Source organism: Tepidiphilus succinatimandens (assembly GCF_006503695.1).
In the GTDB taxonomy this organism is placed as follows: Bacteria; Pseudomonadota; Gammaproteobacteria; order Burkholderiales; family Rhodocyclaceae; genus Tepidiphilus; species Tepidiphilus succinatimandens.
Genome location: NZ_SBIK01000008.1, coordinates 15,687 through 32,733 on the forward strand (window position 1 = coordinate 15,687; position 17,047 = coordinate 32,733).

18 protein-coding genes are annotated in these 17,047 nt (G+C 68.1%); 15 read left to right on the forward strand and 3 right to left on the reverse strand.

Annotation, left to right across the window (positions count from 1 at the left end):
- Nucleotides 1–25: 25 nt before the first annotated feature.
- From EPD82_RS06195 to EPD82_RS06205, 3 genes are read right to left on the reverse strand one after another with little or no spacing between them, the layout of a single operon-like run.
- A complete protein-coding gene (locus tag EPD82_RS06195) occupies nucleotides 26–451 on the reverse strand; it encodes a PIN domain-containing protein (RefSeq protein ID WP_198288998.1) in 426 nt (141 codons plus the stop codon).
- Between the two features lie 41 nt (nucleotides 452–492).
- Complete coding sequence (gene phaC / locus EPD82_RS06200) at nucleotides 493–2,325, reverse strand: class I poly(R)-hydroxyalkanoic acid synthase (protein WP_141056142.1); 1,833 nt, start codon at nucleotides 2,323–2,325, stop codon at nucleotides 493–495.
- Between the two features lie 27 nt (nucleotides 2,326–2,352).
- Nucleotides 2,353–3,381: an MBL fold metallo-hydrolase gene (locus EPD82_RS06205; RefSeq protein ID WP_141056143.1), complete on the reverse strand. Its 1,029-nt coding sequence runs from the start codon at nucleotides 3,379–3,381 to the stop codon at nucleotides 2,353–2,355.
- Between the two features lie 60 nt (nucleotides 3,382–3,441).
- Between EPD82_RS06205 and EPD82_RS06210 the strand changes: the two genes are divergently transcribed.
- The 15 genes from EPD82_RS06210 (at nucleotide 3,442) to rapZ (ending at nucleotide 17,045) form a co-directional block, all read left to right on the forward strand.
- On the forward strand, nucleotides 3,442–3,882 hold the full coding sequence (locus EPD82_RS06210) for a MerR family transcriptional regulator (RefSeq protein WP_141056144.1): 441 nt from the start codon (nucleotides 3,442–3,444) through the stop codon (nucleotides 3,880–3,882).
- 69 nt (nucleotides 3,883–3,951) lie between these two features.
- On the forward strand, nucleotides 3,952–5,124 hold the full coding sequence (locus tag EPD82_RS06215; RefSeq protein ID WP_055423169.1) for an isovaleryl-CoA dehydrogenase: 1,173 nt from the start codon (nucleotides 3,952–3,954) through the stop codon (nucleotides 5,122–5,124).
- A gap of 26 nt (nucleotides 5,125–5,150) precedes the next feature.
- Nucleotides 5,151–6,365 carry an acetyl-CoA C-acyltransferase gene (locus EPD82_RS06220; protein ID WP_141056145.1) on the forward strand — a complete coding sequence of 405 codons (1,215 nt, stop codon included), beginning with the start codon at nucleotides 5,151–5,153 and terminating at the stop codon, nucleotides 6,363–6,365.
- A complete protein-coding gene (locus tag EPD82_RS06225; protein WP_082438367.1) occupies nucleotides 6,356–7,264 on the forward strand; it encodes a DMT family transporter in 909 nt (302 codons plus the stop codon). Before EPD82_RS06220 ends, EPD82_RS06225 begins: the two co-directional genes overlap by 10 nt.
- A 30-nt stretch (nucleotides 7,265–7,294) precedes the next feature.
- Complete coding sequence (locus EPD82_RS06230; RefSeq protein WP_141056146.1) at nucleotides 7,295–8,428, forward strand: acyl-CoA dehydrogenase family protein; 1,134 nt, start codon at nucleotides 7,295–7,297, stop codon at nucleotides 8,426–8,428.
- Between the two features lie 24 nt (nucleotides 8,429–8,452).
- The gene (locus EPD82_RS06235) at nucleotides 8,453–10,060 is read left to right on the forward strand and encodes a carboxyl transferase domain-containing protein (protein ID WP_141056147.1); all 1,608 of its coding nucleotides are present in this window, start codon (nucleotides 8,453–8,455) and stop codon (nucleotides 10,058–10,060) included.
- A 23-nt stretch (nucleotides 10,061–10,083) separates the two neighbouring features.
- Complete coding sequence (locus EPD82_RS06240) at nucleotides 10,084–10,872, forward strand: enoyl-CoA hydratase/isomerase family protein (protein ID WP_141056148.1); 789 nt, start codon at nucleotides 10,084–10,086, stop codon at nucleotides 10,870–10,872.
- 10 nt (nucleotides 10,873–10,882) lie between these two features.
- Entirely contained in the window at nucleotides 10,883–12,913 is a 2,031-nt protein-coding gene (locus EPD82_RS06245) for an acetyl-CoA carboxylase biotin carboxylase subunit (protein ID WP_141056149.1), read from the forward strand.
- Complete coding sequence (locus tag EPD82_RS06250) at nucleotides 12,913–13,836, forward strand: hydroxymethylglutaryl-CoA lyase (protein WP_141056183.1); 924 nt, start codon at nucleotides 12,913–12,915, stop codon at nucleotides 13,834–13,836. Before EPD82_RS06245 ends, EPD82_RS06250 begins: the two co-directional genes overlap by 1 nt.
- A complete protein-coding gene (locus EPD82_RS06255; RefSeq protein WP_141056150.1) occupies nucleotides 13,833–14,081 on the forward strand; it encodes a DUF1289 domain-containing protein in 249 nt (82 codons plus the stop codon). Before EPD82_RS06250 ends, EPD82_RS06255 begins: the two co-directional genes overlap by 4 nt.
- Nucleotides 14,082–14,191: 110 nt before the next feature.
- Complete coding sequence (locus tag EPD82_RS06260) at nucleotides 14,192–15,115, forward strand: MBL fold metallo-hydrolase (protein ID WP_141056151.1); 924 nt, start codon at nucleotides 14,192–14,194, stop codon at nucleotides 15,113–15,115.
- 88 nt (nucleotides 15,116–15,203) lie between these two features.
- Entirely contained in the window at nucleotides 15,204–15,413 is a 210-nt protein-coding gene (locus EPD82_RS06265; RefSeq protein ID WP_055423179.1) for a hypothetical protein, read from the forward strand.
- Nucleotides 15,410–15,820 carry an HI0074 family nucleotidyltransferase substrate-binding subunit gene (locus EPD82_RS06270; protein WP_055423180.1) on the forward strand — a complete coding sequence of 137 codons (411 nt, stop codon included), beginning with the start codon at nucleotides 15,410–15,412 and terminating at the stop codon, nucleotides 15,818–15,820. The genes EPD82_RS06265 and EPD82_RS06270 overlap by 4 nt, the downstream gene beginning before the upstream one ends.
- Complete coding sequence (locus tag EPD82_RS06275) at nucleotides 15,805–16,122, forward strand: nucleotidyltransferase family protein (RefSeq protein WP_055423181.1); 318 nt, start codon at nucleotides 15,805–15,807, stop codon at nucleotides 16,120–16,122. Before EPD82_RS06270 ends, EPD82_RS06275 begins: the two co-directional genes overlap by 16 nt.
- Nucleotides 16,123–16,193: 71 nt before the next feature.
- Entirely contained in the window at nucleotides 16,194–17,045 is an 852-nt protein-coding gene (gene rapZ, locus EPD82_RS06280) for an RNase adapter RapZ (protein WP_055423182.1), read from the forward strand.
- Nucleotides 17,046–17,047 lie beyond the last annotated feature (2 nt).

Genomic DNA, 17,047 nt, shown 5'->3' on the forward strand with positions numbered 1-17,047 from the left:
GAGCGCCCCGCCCGCGACGATTTCTTCACGAGATCTCGGTTGCCGCAACGGGGCCTCGAAGGGGCATCGCCTGCTCCGGCCGGAGGATGGCGAGCCGCGGCGCGATGCGGCGGTGCCGCGCGAGGCGCAAGAGCGCCTTGTCGCGGGTGAGGAGAAGCGGCGCGTAGGCGAGCGCGCAGACGAGGAATTTCTGGTCGTCGGGATCGCGGCAGCGCGCCGGGGCCTCCAGCTCGGGAAGAGGCAGCTCGCGCCGCAGCGCCGCGTAGGCGGTGCGCGCGGCGGCGGCGCGCTGGGGGTCGAACCCCTCGCGCGCGAGCACGCAGTGCCATTCGGCGATCATCGGCGGGGTGGCGACCGGGACGAGCCGGCCGCTAGCGAGCGCCGCAGCGAGCGGCGAAAGCGCAGGGTCCTCGAAGTACCACAGCGCGAGTGCGGCGTTGGTGTCGAGCACCACCGCCGTCGCACCGACGGCGGTGGGGTTGCTTGCATCGTTCAGATGCGCACCTTGACGTAGGAGCCGGGAGCGTCCTCGATCACCGGGAGCTTCCCTTGGGCCGGGTCGCGCGCCGGCACGCGCGTGTCGTCCTGCGCCGCCAGCCATTCATTCCAGTTGGGCCACCACGAACCGGGGTGATGTTCGGCGCCGCGCAGCCATTCTTCCGGATCCTCGGGCAGCGGCGTGACCGGGTTGGTCCAGTAACCGTACTTGTTCGCCGAGGGTGGGTTGACGATGCCGGCGATGTGGCCCGAGCCGCCGAGCACGAAGCGCACCGGCGCGCCCGTGAGCCGGCGGGCACCCTTGTACGTGGTGCGCCACGGGGCGATGTGGTCCTCGACCGCGGAGATGAAGTAGCAGGGGTGCTTGATCTTGCCCAGGTCGATCGGCGTGCCGAGGATCTCGATTCCGCCCGGTTCGACGAGCTTGTTCTCGATGTACATCTTGCGCAGATAGAAGCTGTGCATCGCCGCAGGCATGCGGGTGGAGTCGGAGTTCCAGTACAGCAGGTCGAAGGGGAAGGGTTCCTTGCCGAGCAGGTAGTTGTTCACCACGAAGGACCAGATGAGGTCGTTGGCGCGCAGCATGTTGAAGGTGGTGGCCATCTCCGAGCCTTCGAGGTAGCCGCGCTCCTGCATCTTCTTCTCCAGCGCCGCCACGGTCTCGGGCGTGGTGAAAACGCCCAGTTCGCCCGGCTCGGAGAAATCGATGAGAGTGGTGAGGAAGGTGGTCGAACCCAGGCGCTTTTGCCGTTTGCCTGCCAGGCAGGCGGCAGCAGTGGCGAGCAGGGTGCCGCCCAGGCAGTAGCCGGCGGCATTGACGACGCGCTCGCCGGTCTGCTCCTCGATGGCGTCGAGCGCGGCGAGCACGCCTTTTTGCACGTAGTCTTCAAAGGTGGCCTGGGCGAGGCGCTCGTCGGGGTTCACCCAGGAGAGGATGAACACCGTGTGCCCTTGGTCGACCAGCCATTTGACGAGCGAATTCTGCGGCCTCAGGTCGAGGATGTAGTACTTGTTGATCCACGGAGGGACGATGAGGAGCGGCCGCTTGTAGACCGTTTCCGTGGTGGGGGTGTACTGGATGAGCTGCATGAGCTCGGTCTGGTATACCACCTTGCCCGGGGTGGTGGCGATGTTCTTGCCCAGCTCGAAGGCGCTGGTATCGGTCATGCGGATGCGCAGCTGACCGCCGCCTTCTTCGAGGTCGCGCAGGAGATTTTTCAGCCCCCGGACGAGGTTCTGGCCGTGGGTGCGCAGGGTTTCGCGGAAGACTTCGGGGTTGGTGAGGGCGAAGTTCGACGGCGAGAGGGCATCGATGAAGTTGCGGGTGAAGAATTCGATGCGCTTCTTCGTGCGCTCGTCCGCGCCCTTGATGTCGCTGACGACCTCATGGATACGCCGCGCGGCGATGAGGTAGGACTGCTTGATGTAGTCGAAGAGGAAGTGCTCTTCCCAGTCCGGGTCCTTGAAGCGGCGATCGCCCTTTTCCGGTTCGACCACGGGCGGAGTCTTCATGCCCATGAGCTTGAGCATGGAGCGCTGCCACAGGGTGAAGTAGTCCCACATCAGGTTCATCTGCGCCTGGGCGAGACGGTAGGGGTTGGCGAGCAGCCGCGCCATCATCTCCATGTAGGTCTGCGCGATGCCGACTTCGTCGGCCGGCGGATGGATTCCCTCCTTGAGCTGCTTGCGCATGGTCTCGCCCAGCAGCCGGGCGGCCCGCTCGGCCACTTCGGCGTAGATCTTCGCCATTTCCTGGGGGTTGGGGAACTCGGGGGTGACCGGCGGCGGGGCGGCCGGTTTTTGTGCTGGGGTCTGTGTCTCGCTCATCTTTGTTCCCTTGGTGCTCGTTCTCGTTCAGGGGGTCGGGCCCGTGCGCACGAAGCGCTGCCGGCCGTCGGGGCCGCGCAGCCGCTCGGCGCGTCCGAGCGCGACCAGGTGGTTGAGGTGGGCGAGCGCCTCGCCGAGCGCGAACACGACCTGGTGCGTGTCGAGCGCGCGGGAAAAGAGCGTCGGGATCACCTCGGCCGCCGTCTTCGGCGCATCGAGCGCGGCTTCGAGCACCGCCAGGCGCTCTTCGTGGTGCGCGCGCAGCTGGGCGATGCGCGCGTGCAGGCCGACGAACGGCAGTCCGTGCGATGGTAGCACAAGGGTATCTTCCGGCAAGGCTTCGAACCGCCCGAGCGAGCGCAGGAAGTCCGCGAGCGGATCGTCTTCGGGCGAGACGGCCCAAACCCCGACGTTGGTGGAAATCTTGGGCAGCAGCATGTCGCCGGAGATGAGCAGTTTCTGCGAGGGGCAGTAGAGGGCGACGTGCTCGGGCGAATGGCCGCAGCCGGTGATCACCCGCCAGGTGCGCCCGCCGATGACCAGCTCGTCGCTGTCGTGCAGGCGGTGGAAACGCTCGGGTAGACGCGGGGCACCGCGGCGGTAGGCGTTGCCGCGCGCTTCCAGGGCCGTCGCGCGTTCTTCGTCGAGGCCGTTTGCGCGGAAGAGGGAGAGCATGGCCTCGACCGAATGACCGGCGACGCCGTGCCACACGGCATGGCCGGTGAGGAATTCGGAATGGCTCATCCACAGTTCCAGCCGCCATTCGCGCATGAGCCAGTCGGCCAGGCCGAAGTGGTCGGGGTGGAAATGGGTGACGATGAGGCGGCTGGGCAGACGCAGGCGCAACGCTTCGCGCCAGGCTGCCTGCACTTGCGGTGAGGCAAAGCCGGTGTCGACGAGCGCGACCTGGTTCTCGGCATCGTCGATCAGCCACAGGTTGATGTGATCGAGCGCGAACGGCAGAGGCATGCGCAGCCAGTGCACGCCGGGAGCGACGGTGGCCACCTGTCCGAGCTCGGGGGTGGCGGGATGTGGATAGCTGAGTTCGGTGTGCATGTGGTAATGTTCCGTTGACGTCAACGGAAACCAGTCTACCGGAAAAACGACGAGGCGAGGATGAGCCGAACAGAGGAATTTTTCACCATCTCGGATCTGGCGCGGGAATTCGGCATCACGCCGCGCACGATCCGCTACTACGAGGATCAGGGGCTGCTGCATCCGCGCCGCGAGGGGAGGGTGCGTATCTACGGTCGCGCCGACCGGGCCCGCCTCAAGCTCACGCTGCGCGGCAAGCGTCTGGGGTTGTCGCTTGCGCAGATCAAGGAATTGATTGATATGTACGACGGGCGCCACGATTCGGCACCGCAACTGCGCCGCTTCCTCAGCGTGCTCGAAGAACGGCGCCGGGCGCTGGAGCAGCAGCGCAGCGACATCGAGGCGGTGCTCGGCGAGATCGACATGCTCGAGCGCCAGTGTCTGAGCCTGCTGGGGCACGATGCCCGGGGGGCCGAGGCCGCACGCCAGGAACTGCAGGCGCGCGTCGAGGCCGCCACTTGATGGGGGCTTTGCAAACGGCCCGGTTTGGTTTACGTTAACGTCAACGTCAACACCAAAGGAGGAGGAAACATGGAGACGGTGGGGCTCGACTTTGGGCTGGGAGAAACGCACGACCTGCTGCGTCAGACGCTGCAGTCGTTCTGTGCGCAGGAGATCGCACCGCGGGCGGCGCAGATCGACCGGGAGAATGCCTTTCCGCCGGATCTGTGGCGCAAGCTGGGAGAACTCGGCCTGCACGGCATGACGGTGGCCGAAGAGTACGGCGGCAGCGCCATGGGCTATCTGGCGCACATCATCGCCATGGAGGAAATCTCGCGTGCGAGCGCCGCGGTGGGGCTCTCCTACGGGGCGCATTCGAACCTGTGCGTCAACCAGATCCACCGCAACGGCACCGAGGCGCAAAAGCGTAAATACCTGCCCAAGCTCGTCTCCGGCGAGTGGGTGGGGGCGCTGGCGATGAGCGAGCCCGAGGCCGGTTCCGACGTGGTGAGCATGAAACTGCGCGCCGAGAAAAAGGGCGATCGCTACGTGCTCAACGGCAGCAAGATGTGGATCACCAACGGCGGGGACGCCGACGTGCTGGTGGTCTATGCCAAGACCGATCCGGCGGCGGGCCCTCGCGGCATCACGGCTTTCATCGTCGAGAAGGGGATGAAGGGCTTTACCGCCGGCAACAAGCTCGACAAGCTCGGCATGCGCGGCTCGAACACCTATCCGCTCTTTTTCGAGAATTGTGAGGTGCCCGAAGAGAACGTGCTCGGCAAGGTCAACGAGGGGGTGAAAGTGCTCATGAGCGGGCTCGACTACGAGCGTGCCGTGCTCGCCGGCGGACCGCTGGGAATCATGGCCGCGTGCATGGACGTGGTGCTGCCCTATGTGCACGAGCGGCGCCAGTTCAACCAGCCGATCGGCCGCTTCCAGCTCATGGAGGGCAAACTCGCCGACATGTATACCACCTGGCAGGCCTGCCGCGCCTACGTCTATGCGGTGGGGCAGGCGCTCGATCGCAGCGAGCACAGCCGCAAGCTGCGCAAGGACTGCGCCGGCGTCATCCTCTACGCAGCGGAGAAGGCTACCTGGATGGCGGGCGAGGCGATCCAGGCGCTGGGCGGCAACGGCTACATCAACGACTATCCTACCGGGCGGCTGTGGCGCGACGCCAAGCTCTATGAGATCGGCGCGGGCACGTCCGAGATCCGCCGCATGCTCATCGGGCGCGAGCTCTTCGACGAGACGGCCTGATTATTGACGATACGAGGAGAAACACGATGACGCAGGACAAGCGGGCCGACGACGTGGTGATCGTCGGCGTGGCACGCACGCCGATGGGCGGTTTTCTCGGGGATCTGGCCGAAGTGCCGGCCCCGCGCCTGGGCGCGGCGGCGATCGAAGCGGCGATCGGCCGCGCCGGGCTGCCCAAGGAATCGATCGAAGAGGTGCTGATGGGCAACGTGCTGCAGGCTGGCGAAGGCCAGGCGCCGGCGCGGCAGGCGGCGCTGGGCGCGGGGCTGCCGACTTCGGTCGCCTGCACCACCGTGCACAAGGTGTGCGGCTCCGGCATGAAGACGGTGATGCTCGCGCACGACGCGCTCAAGGCCGGCTCCGTGGCGCTGGCGGTGGCCGGTGGCATGGAGTCGATGTCGAATGCCCCCTACCTGCTGCCCAAGGGGCGCACCGGCCTGCGCCTGGGGCACGGCCAGCTGCTGGATCACATGTTCTACGACGGCCTGGAAGACGCCTACCAGAAAGGGCGGCTGATGGGCACGTTTGCCGAGGACGCGGCGCAGCACTATGGGTTTACCCGCGAGCAGCAGGATGCCTACGCCATCGCCTCGACCGAACGCGCCCAGCGCGCGATCAAGGAAGGGGCGTTTTCCGGGGAGATCGTGCCGGTGAAAATCGCCGGGCGCGGCGGGGAGCGCGTGGTGGAGATCGACGAGCAGCCGCTCAAGGCGAAGCTCGACAAGATCCCCTCGCTGAAACCCGCGTTTCGCGAGGGCGGTACCGTCACCGCGGCCAATTCCTCGTCCATCTCCGACGGGGCGGCGGCGCTGGTGCTCACCACCCGGGCCGAGGCCGAGCGCCTGGGCTGCAGGCCGATCGCGCGCATCGTCGGGCACAGCACGTTTGCCCACGAGCCGGCATGGTTCACCACCGCCCCGGTGGGGGCGATGAAGCGCCTCTTCGCGAAGACGGGCTGGGATGCCGCTTCGGTGGATTGCTTCGAGATCAACGAGGCCTTCGCCGTGGTGACCATGATCGCGATGAAGGAGCTGAACCTGCCGCACGAGAAGGTCAATATCCACGGTGGTGCCTGCGCCCTGGGGCATCCGATCGGGGCATCCGGCGCGCGCATCCTCGTCACCCTCATCGGGGCGCTGCGGCGTACCGGCGGGCGGCGCGGGGTGGCCAGCCTGTGCATTGGCGGGGGCGAAGCCACGGCGATGGCGATCGAGCTCGAAGGGAGCGTGGCTTGCGGCTGAGCCCCGTCGCCGGCGAGGCGACCCTGTCGGTCTATGTGAAACTCGTCGCGGCGATGTTGAGCTGGGGTGGGACCTGGGTGGCCGGCCGGGTGGTGGCGCAGGCGGTGACCACGCCCATTGCCGCGGCGGCGGCGCGTTTCACGCTGGCCGCGCTCGTGCTCGGCGCCGTGATGCTCGCCAAGGGAGAGCCGATGGGCGCGGACTCGTGGCAGCGAGCCTGGCGCTCGATCGTGGGCCTGGCGCTCACGGGGGTCTTCTTCTACAACCTGTGTTTCTTCTACGGCTTGAAGCACGTCGGCGCCGGACGCGGGGCGCTGGTGGTGGCCTTGAATCCGGTGGCGGTGGCGGTGCTGGCGTGGTGGCTTGGCGGCGAGCGCGCAAAGCCGCTGGCGGTGCTCGGGGCAGTGCTCGCCTTCGTCGGCTGTCTCACGGTGATCGGCAACGGCGATCCGCTCGCGCCGCTCGCCGGCCGCATCGGGCCGGGCGAGGTGCTGTTGCTGGGCTGCGTCGTCTGCTGGACGGCCTATACCTTCGTGGGCAAACGCGCCACGCGCCTCGTCTCGGCGCTCGCGGCCACTTTCTGGTCCTGCGTCCTGGGGGCGGTGCTGCTGTGGGCGGCGGCGCTTGCCACCGGCGGCATCGACTGGGCGCAGTGGAGCCCGTCGGTGTGGGCGGCGGTGGCTTTTCTCGGCGTCTTCGGCACGGCGATCGGTTTTACGTGGTACACCGACGCGGTGCGGGTGCTGGGGGCAGCGCGCGCGGCGATGTTCATCAACTTGGTGCCGCTGGCGGCGGTGCTGATGGCGGCGCTCGCCTTGGGCGAGGCTTTTCCACCCTCGGTGGCCCTGGGCGGCGCGGCCGTGCTCGCCGGGGTGTGGTTGACGACGACGCGGCGCTGAACGAAAACGACGAACGATGAAGGAGGGGGGATGATCCTCGATTCGGAACACGAACTGATCCGCGACACCCTGCGCGCCTTCGCCCAGGAGCGGCTCGCCCCTTTCGCGGCGCGCTGGGACCGCGAGCATACCTTTCCCCGCGAGGCGCTGCGCGAACTGGGCGAGCTCGGGGCGATGGGGGTGACGGTGCCCGTCGAATGGGGCGGGGCAGGACTCGACTACCTGAGCCTGGTGCTGGCGCTCGAAGAGATCGCCGCCGGCGACGGGGCGACCTCGACGGTGGTGTCGGTGCAGAATTCGCTGGTGTGCGGCATCACGCTCGCCTACGGTTCGCTGCGGCAGAAGCAGGAATGGCTGCCGCGGCTCGCGCGCGGCGAGGCGCTGGGCTGCTTCTGCCTCACCGAGCCGCATGTGGGGTCCGATGCGTCGGCGATCCGCACCGTGGCGGTGCGCGAGGGCGACTCCTGGGTGATCGACGGCGTCAAGCAGTTCATTTCCACAGGAAAAAACGCCGACGTGGCGCTGGTGCTGGCGGTGACCGATCCGGCCGCCGGCAAGAAGGGGATTTCCTGCTTCCTCGTGCCCACCGACACGCCGGGCTATCTCGTCACGCGCATCGAGGAGAAGATGGGGCAGCGCGCGAGCGACACGGCGCAGATCACCTTCGAGCGCTGCCGCGTGCCGCTCGATGCCCTGGTGGGTGCCGAGGGTGAGGGCTACAGGATCGCCTTGTCGCAGCTCGAGGCCGGACGCATCGGCATCGCCGCCCAGAGCGTGGGCATGGCGCGCGCGGCGTTCGAGGCGGCGCTGCGCTACGCGCATGAGCGCGAAGCCTTCGGCAAGCCGATTTTCGCGCACCAGGCGGTGCAGTTCAAGCTCGCCGACATGGCCACCAAGATCGAGGCGGCGCGTCAGCTGGTGTGGCACGCTGCGAGCCTCAAGGATGCCGGCCGTCCCTGCCTGCAGGAAGCCTCGATGGCCAAGCTCTTCGCCTCGGAAATGGCCGAATGGGTGTGCTCGGCGGCGATCCAGATCTACGGCGGCTACGGCTATGTGAGCGATTTTCCGGTGGAGCGCATCTACCGCGACGTGCGCGTGTGCCAGATCTACGAGGGCACGAGCGAGATCCAGCGCCTGGTGATCGCCCGCGGCCTGGCGGGCTGAAAGAATGATGCAAAGGAGGAGGGGATGAGCCGTATCGTATCGAAGGTGGATCCGCGCGGCGCGGAGTTCGCCGCCAATGCGCAATGGATGCGTGGGCTGGTTGCGGATCTGGAAGAGAAAGTGGCCCGCGTGCAGCAAGGTGGAGGGGAAGAGGCACGGCGGCGACACACTGCTCGCGGCAAGCTGCTGCCGCGCGAGCGCGTCGAGCGCCTGCTCGACCCGGGCTCACCCTTTTTGGAGATCGGGCAGCTGGCCGCCTGGGGGATGTACGACGACGAAGCCCCGGGGGCCGGCATCGTGGCCGGCATCGGGCGGGTGCAGGGCGTGGAGTGCATGATCGTGGCCAACGACGCCACCGTCAAGGGCGGCACCTACTACCCGATCACGGTGAAGAAACACCTGCGGGCGCAGGAGATCGCGCAGCAGAATCGCCTGCCGTGCATCTACCTGGTCGACTCGGGCGGCGCCTACCTGCCGCTGCAAGACGAGGTCTTCCCCGACCGCGACCACTTCGGGCGCATCTTCTACAACCAGGCCAACATGTCGGCGCAGGGCATCCCGCAGATCTCGGTGGTGATGGGCTCGTGCACGGCGGGCGGGGCCTACGTGCCGGCGATGTCCGACGAGACCGTCATCGTGCGCAACCAGGGCACCATCTTCCTGGGCGGGCCGCCGCTCGTGAAGGCGGCCACGGGCGAAATCGTCACGGCCGAGGAGCTCGGCGGGGGCGACGTGCACACGCGCATCTCCGGTGTGGCCGACCACCTCGCCGAAAACGACGCGCACGCGCTCTATCTGGCGCGGCGCATCGTGGCGCACCTCAACGCGCGCAAGCCCGTGGATCTGTCGTGGCGCGAGGCCGAGGAGCCGGCCTACGATCCGCAGGAGCTCTACGGCGTGGTGCCGCAGGATACGCGCAAGCCCTACGACGTGCGCGAGGTGATCGCGCGGCTGGTCGACGGGTCGCGCTTCGACGAGTTCAAGGCGCGCTACGGCACCACCCTGGTGACCGGTTTTGCCGAACTCTACGGGTTTCCCCTGGGGATCGTGGCCAACAACGGCATCCTCTTCGGCGAATCGGCGCAGAAAGGGGCGCACTTCATCGAGCTGTGCGCCCAGCGCGGCATTCCGCTTCTTTTTCTGCAGAACATCACCGGCTTCATGGTGGGCAAGAAGTACGAGAATTCCGGCATCGCCAAGGACGGGGCGAAGATGGTCACGGCCGTGGCCACCGCCCAGGTGCCCAAATTCACCGTCATCATCGGCGGGTCGTTCGGCGCCGGCAACTACGGCATGTGCGGCCGGGCCTATTCGCCGCGCTTTTTGTGGACCTGGCCCAACAGCCGCATTTCCGTGATGGGCGGCGAGCAGGCCGCGAGCGTGCTGGCCACCGTGCGACGCGACGCGATCGAAGCCAAGGGCGGAACCTGGTCGCGCGAGGAAGAAGAAGCCTTCAAGGCGCCGATCCGCGAGCAGTACGAGCGCCAGGGGCACCCCTATTACGCCACGGCACGTCTGTGGGACGACGGCGTGATCGATCCGGCGCAGACGCGGCGCGTGCTGGGGCTGAGCCTGTCGGCGGCGCTCAACGCTCCCATCGCCGAGACGCGCTTCGGCCTGTTCCGCATGTAACGGAAAAATCGAGGAGGAGAGGAATGTACGAGACGCTGGTGATCGAGACGCGGGGGCCGGTGGCCACGGTATGGCTCAATCGCCCGGAGGTGCACAACGCCTTCAACGCCAAGGTGATCAAGGAGCTCACGGCCGCCTTCACGCGGCTCGATGCCGACGCGCAGGTGCGCGTGGTGGTGCTCGCCGGGCGCGGCAAGAGCTTTTCCGCCGGGGCCGATCTCAACTGGATGAAAGCGGCTGGTGCGGCTTCCTTCGAGGAAAACCTCGAAGACGCGCGGCGGCTCGCGCGCATGCTGTGGCAGATCGCGCATATGGGCAAGCCGACCATCGCGCGGGTGCACGGTGCGGCGCTGGGCGGCGGCATGGGGCTGGCGTGCGCCTGCGACCTCTGCATCGCTTCGCAGCGGGCGGTGTTCGCCACTTCCGAGGTGCGCTTCGGCATCATTCCTTCGGCGATCAGCCCCTACGTGATCCGGGCGATCGGCGTGCGTCAGGCGAAGCGCTATTTCCAGAGCGCCGAGCGCATCGACGCTACCCGGGCCTTTGCCCTGGGCCTGGCGCACGAGGTGGTGGAGGAAGAAGCGCTGGATGCCAAGATCGACGAGGTGGTGCAGGCGCTGCTCAGCGGCGGGCCCAAGGCACAGGCGGCGGCCAAGGAGCTCATCGACGCGGTGGCCGACCGTCCGCTCACGCCCGAGGTGCTCGAAGACACGGCGCAACGCATCGCCCGTTTGCGTGCCACCGACGAGGCGCGCGAAGGGCTGAGCGCTTTCCTGGAAAAACGTCCTGCTGCCTGGGTGCCGCGTCCTTGAGGAGGGAGCAATGTTCCAGAAGATTTTGATCGCCAACCGCGGCGAGATCGCCTGCCGCGTGATCGCCACGGCGCGGCGGCTCGGCATCGCCACGGTGGCGGTCTATTCCGACGCCGATCGCAACGCCCGCCACGTGCGGCTCGCCGACGAGGCCGTGTGGATCGGCCCGCCGCCGGCGCGCGAATCCTACCTCGACATCGAGCGCATCCTGGAGGCGGCGCGGCGTACCGGCGCCCAGGCGATTCACCCCGGCTATGGTTTCTTGTCGGAGAACGAGGCGTTTGCCCAGGCCTGCCTCAATGCTGGCATCGTCTTCATCGGCCCGCCGGTGGAGGCGATCCGCAAGATGGGCTCCAAGGCCGAGGCCAAGCGCCTGATGGAGGCTGCCGGCGTGCCGCTCACCCCCGGCTATCACGGCGAGGAGCAGGGGCCGGCCTACCTCTTCGAGCAGGCCATGCGCATCGGCTTTCCGGTGCTCATCAAGGCGAGCGCCGGCGGCGGGGGCAAGGGGATGCGGCGCGTCGACCGGCCGGAGGACTTCGCCGAGGCGCTCGAATCCTGCCGGCGCGAGGCGCGTTCGAGCTTCGGCGACGACCGGGTGCTGATCGAGAAGTACATCCTGCGGCCGCGGCACATCGAGATGCAGGTCTTCGGCGATGCCCACGGCCAGGTGATCCACCTCTACGAGCGCGATTGCTCGGTGCAGCGCCGCCACCAGAAAGTGCTGGAAGAGGCCCCGGCCCCCGGCATGACGCCGGAGCGGCGCGCCGCCATGGGCGAGGCGGCGGTGGCGGCGGCCAAGGCGGTGGGCTACGTCGGCGCGGGCACGATCGAATTCATCGTCGAGCCCTCCGGTGCCTTTTACTTCATGGAGATGAACACGCGGCTGCAGGTGGAGCACCCCGTCACCGAGATGATCACCGGGCTCGACCTGGTCGAATGGCAGCTGCGCGTGGCCGCCGGCGAACCGCTGCCGCTTGCCCAGGACCAGATTCCGCTTGAAGGGCACGCCATCGAGGCGCGCATCTATGCCGAGGATCCGGCCAAAGGCTTTCTGCCCTCGGTGGGGCGGCTCGTGCACCTGCAGCCGCCGCCCGAGAGCGTGTGGGTGCGGGTGGATACCGGCGTGGAGCAGGGCGACGAGATCACGCCCCATTACGATCCGATGATCGCCAAGCTCATCGTCTGGGGCGAGAACCGGGCACAGGCGCTCACGCGCATGCGGCAGGCGCTGGCGCAGTATCGCATCGTCGGCGTGGCGAACAACGTCGAATTCCTGGGAAAACTGGTCGACTCTCCGGCCTTTCGCCAAGCGGATCTCGACACCGGTCTCATCGAGCGCGAATCGGCCTTCCTCTTCGGGGGGGCCGAAGAACCGCCGCCGGCGGCATGGTTCGCCGTCTCCTGCGCGGAACGCCTGGCCGAGGCGCGCCGCATGCAGGAATCCGCCCGCCGTGCACCCGACCCCACATCGCCCTGGCACGCCGTGGACGGCTGGCGCGTGAACGCGCCGGCGCTGCGGCGCTGGCAGTGGCGCGCCGGCGAGACGACGCACCGCGTGCAGGCCCGTTGCCTGGGCGAGAAGCTGCAGCTGCAGCTCTTCGACGAGAAAGGCGAATCCGTGGCAAGCGCTACCGCCTGGGGCGCGATGCTGGGCGAGGACAGCCTGAGGCTCGAGCTCGACGGCCGGCGCACCACGGTCACGGCGGTGACCGCCGGCAGCCGGCGGCACGTCTTCCTCGACGGCCGCGCCTGGGTGTTCGACCTCTGTGGTCAGGAAGGAACGGAAGGCGCTGGCACCGGGGTGGATGCGGCAGGGCTCACCGCTCCCATGCCGGGGCGCGTGATCGCGGTGAAAGTCGAGCCGGGCGCGAAGGTCGCACGCGGGCAGACGCTGGTGGTGCTCGAAGCCATGAAAATGGAGCACGCCATCGTCGCGCCGGCCGACGGCATCGTCAAGGCGGTGCGCTTCGCCGTGGGCGAACAGGTGCCCGACGGGGCCGAGCTGGTCGACTTCGAACCGGTCAAGGAGGAAGCGTGATGGAAGGCCCCGCCAAGGTCACGCTCGTCGAAGTCGGGCCGCGCGACGGGCTGCAGAACGAGAAGACGCCGATCGCCCTCGAGCACAAGCTGGCGCTGATCGAGCGGCTCGCCGCCTGCGGCCTGAAGGTGATCGAGGCCACCGCCTTCGTCTCGCCCCAATGGGTGCCGCAGATGGCCGATCATGCCGAAGTGATGCGTGCCCTGCGCGGGCGCCGCCGCCCCGGCGTGCGTCATCCGGTGCTCGTGCCCAATCTCAAGGGGCTGGAAGCGGCGCTCGCGGCCGGCGTCGACGAGATCGCCGTCTTCGGCGCCGCTTCCGAGACCTTCAGCCGCAAGAACATCAACTGCGGCATTGCCGAAGCGCTGGAGCGTTTCCGACCGGTGGTGGCACAGGCGCGCGCCGCCGGGGTGCGGGTGCGCGGCTACGTCTCCTGCGTGGTGGGCTGTCCCTACGAAGGGCCGGTGGCGCCGGAGAAGGTCGCGGAGGTCGCCGCCGCCCTCTTCGAGATGGGCTGCGAGGAGATCTCGCTGGGCGATACCATCGGCGTGGGCACGCCGCGGCAGGTGATCGCCCTGCTCGAAGCGGTGGCGCAGCGCGTGCCGCTCGAGCGGCTCGCCGGTCATTTCCACGACACCTACGGCATGGCGGTGGCGAACGTCTACGCCGCCTGGCGTTTTGGCGTGGCCACGTTCGACGCCTCCGTCGCCGGTCTGGGCGGCTGTCCCTACGCCAAGGGGGCCTCGGGCAACGTCGCCGCCGAGGAGCTGGTCTATCTCTTCGACGGCCTGGGCGTGGAGACGGGCGTGGACTTGAAAGCGCTCATCGAGACCGCCTGGTGGGTGAGCGGGCTGCTCGGGCGCGAACCGGCCTCGCGCGTGGCCCGGGCGCTGGGTGGGGCCTGCGCCGCGCCGCAGCCATGACGGTCGTGGCCTCTCCCTGCATTGGCGTGTGCCGGCTCGACGAGCGGGCCGGCTGGTGCGTCGGCTGCCTGCGCACGCGCGAGGAGATCGCCCGCTGGCGCGACGCCGACGAGGCCGAGCGCCGCCGTATCCTCGCGGCGGTGGCGCGGCGTCGCGCCGCGCTCGGTGAGGGGGAAGCGAACAGCCATGCGCTGGATGCGCCGAAGCTGGGCACCGCGCAATGCGGCGATCCGGCAGCGTCGTAGCGCGTTCGAGGCGTTCCATGGAACCCGAGTGCGTTGGCATTTGTACGATCGAAGACGGTGTATGCGTCGGCTGTGGTCGGCGCGTCCATGGCGAAGAGTCGGGGGAAACGATGACGACGCAGACTCTGCCCCAAGGAATGGTGGTACTGCAGCGCGGCTGGCTGTCGTCGAACTCGGTGCTGCTGCACGGCGCCGGCGGCTGGACGCTGGTCGACAGCGGCTACGTGACGAAAGCCGGCGAGACGCTGGCGTTGCTCGACGCCGCGGTGGGCGGGGAGCCCATCGTGCGCCTGGTCAACACGCACTCGCATTCGGATCATCTCGGCGGCAACGCCGCGGTGGCGCGGCGCTTTGGCTGCTCCATCTGGGTGCCGGAGGGGCTGGCCGACCCCATCGGGCGCTGGGACGAAGCCGCCTTGCTGCTCTCCACCGCCGGCCAGCGGGCCGAACCTTTCTCCTATTCGGCCACCATCGCGGCCGGCGACACCGTGCCGATGGGCGAGTGGGAGTGGCGCGCGGTTTCCGTGCCGGGACACGACATGCACGCGCTCGCCTACTTCGAACCCTCGCACGGCGTGCTCATCAGCGGCGACGCCCTGTGGGAAGACGGTTTCGGCATCCTCTTTCCCTCCTTGCTCGGCCAGGCGGATGCCATCGCCGCGGCGCGGGAGGCGCTGGCGGCGATCGAACGCCTGCCGGTGCGTTGGGTGATCCCGGGGCACGGTGCGCCCTTTCGTGACGTGGCCGGCGCCCTGCAGCGCGCCTGGGGGCGGCTCGAAGCCTTCGCCGCCGATCCCCGGCGCATCGCGCGCAACGCCCTGCGCGCCTGCGTCACCTTCACCCTGCTCGAACGGGGGCGCATGGAGGAAGACGAACTGCGCGCCACCTTGGCGGGGGTCGAACTCTTCCAGCGCGCCCTCGACTGGATCGAACTGACACCCGACGAGGCAGTGCGCTGGCTGGGCGACGAGCTCGAACGCGCCGGGGCGATCCGCCGCAACGAGGGGCGATGGCAGGCGATGCTGCCGGCGTGAGCACTCGGGAAGGAACGAGGTCCGTAGCGCCCTGCTGCTGGGAGTGATACCATCGCTCTTCGATGTCGAAAGACGGGTAGAGCCCGGCATGCTCAAACGCGAAGATCTCCGCAAGAACGCCGCCATCGCCGGGATCGAGGCGCGCGGGACCGTGCTTGTCGTCACATCCGGCTCGCTGGTCGGGCAGTGGCAGGATTTGCGACGGCGCACGCAAGGTGGACGTCTCCGACCGGTGACCAGCATCAACCTCGACCTCGGCGCGCTGCTCGCGCGCACTCCACCCCCAGGCACGGTATGACGAATCACGAACGCTTCCACGAACGCTTCCACGAGCGCTGCCAAGATTTCCTCAAGGCCACCGAGCGGCTCGCCGAAGCCTGCGCCCAGCCGTACTCGGAATTCCTCCGCGACTCGGTCATCCAACGTTTCGAATTCTGCTGGGAGCTCGCATGGAAGGTCCTGCGACTCAAACTGCTCGAGGAGGGAATCGAGGCACTGACGCCCCGCGAAGTCTTCCGTGAGGCCCTGGCCGCGAGGCTGCTGCACGATGGCAACGCCTGGAGCCAAGCCCAGCGCATGCGCAACCTCACCAGCCATACCTACGACGAATCCTTGGCCGAAGAAGTCTATCGTTTCGTCTGCCGCACGGGGTTGCCCCTTTTTCAGGAACTCGCGCAGCAGGTGCGTCGATGGTCGTCGCAGTGACCGACCTGTCGGGCCTCGCCGACGAGATCCTCGACGACCTGCGCCGCGTCTTCGCCCGCCATCCTACGATCGAGGAAGTACGCCTCTTCGGTTCCCGCGCCAAGGGAATGCATCGTCCCGGCTCCGACATCGATCTGGCCGTTTTCGCCCCCTCGATGAGCGAGGAGGAATTCTCCGCCCTGTGGAACGAGATCGACGAACTCCCCATTCTCTTCAAGATCGACCTCCTGCACTGGGATCGCCTCGCCAATACGGCCCTCAAGGATAAAATCCGCCGGGAGGGGAGGCGCATTTACCCGTAACGGACGCCATGATCCCTGAGCGGAGGTGGGGGCGTATCGCCATACGCGGCTGAATCGTCGAGGAGGATCCAATGCGCATCATCCTGGTGAGCGGGCTTTCGGGCTCCGGTAAGACGGTGGGCCTGCGGGCGCTGGAAGACGCCGGGTTCGTGGCCATCGACAACCTGCCGGTGGCCTTTCTCGCGCCGGTGGTCGAGCACCTGGCGAGGCAGGCGGTGGCGCAGGTGGCGATCGCCATCGACGCGCGCACCGGCGGGTTGGAGGCGCTTCCCGGCACGCTCGAGCGCCTGGCGGAACAGGGGCATCGCGTCGATCTGCTCTTTCTGGAAGCGCGCGATGGGGTGCTGCTCGAGCGCTTCTCCGAGACGCGGCGCACGCATCCGCTGGCGCGCGAAGGACGGCCCCTGGTGGAGGCGATCGCGCTCGAGCGCGAGGTGCTGGGGCCGCTGTCGCAGCGGGCGCATCGCATCGACACGAGCGACCTCTCGGCCGGAATGCTACGCGCGTGGATCCGCGAGTTCGTCTTTGCCGGACAGGGCGGCTGGCTCACCCTCACTTTCGAGTCCTTCGGTTATAAGCACGGCGTGCCGCTCGATGCGGATCTGGTGTTCGACGCGCGATGTCTGCCCAATCCTTACTACGACAAGGCGCTGCGGCCGCTCACCGGGCGTGACGAGCCGGTGGTGCGCTGGCTGGAGGCCATTCCCGAGGTGGAGGCGATGTTTGCCGAGATCGCCGGTTTTCTCGATCGCTGGTTGCCGTGCTACGAGCGTGAGCATCGCGCCTATCTCACGGTGGCGGTGGGCTGCACCGGCGGGCAGCATCGCTCGGTGTATCTGGTGGAGCGCCTGGGGCGGGCGTTCGCGGCGCGCGGCCGTGTGCTGGTGCGCCACCGCGACTGCCCGGCCGTGCTTTCTGCCTGAGG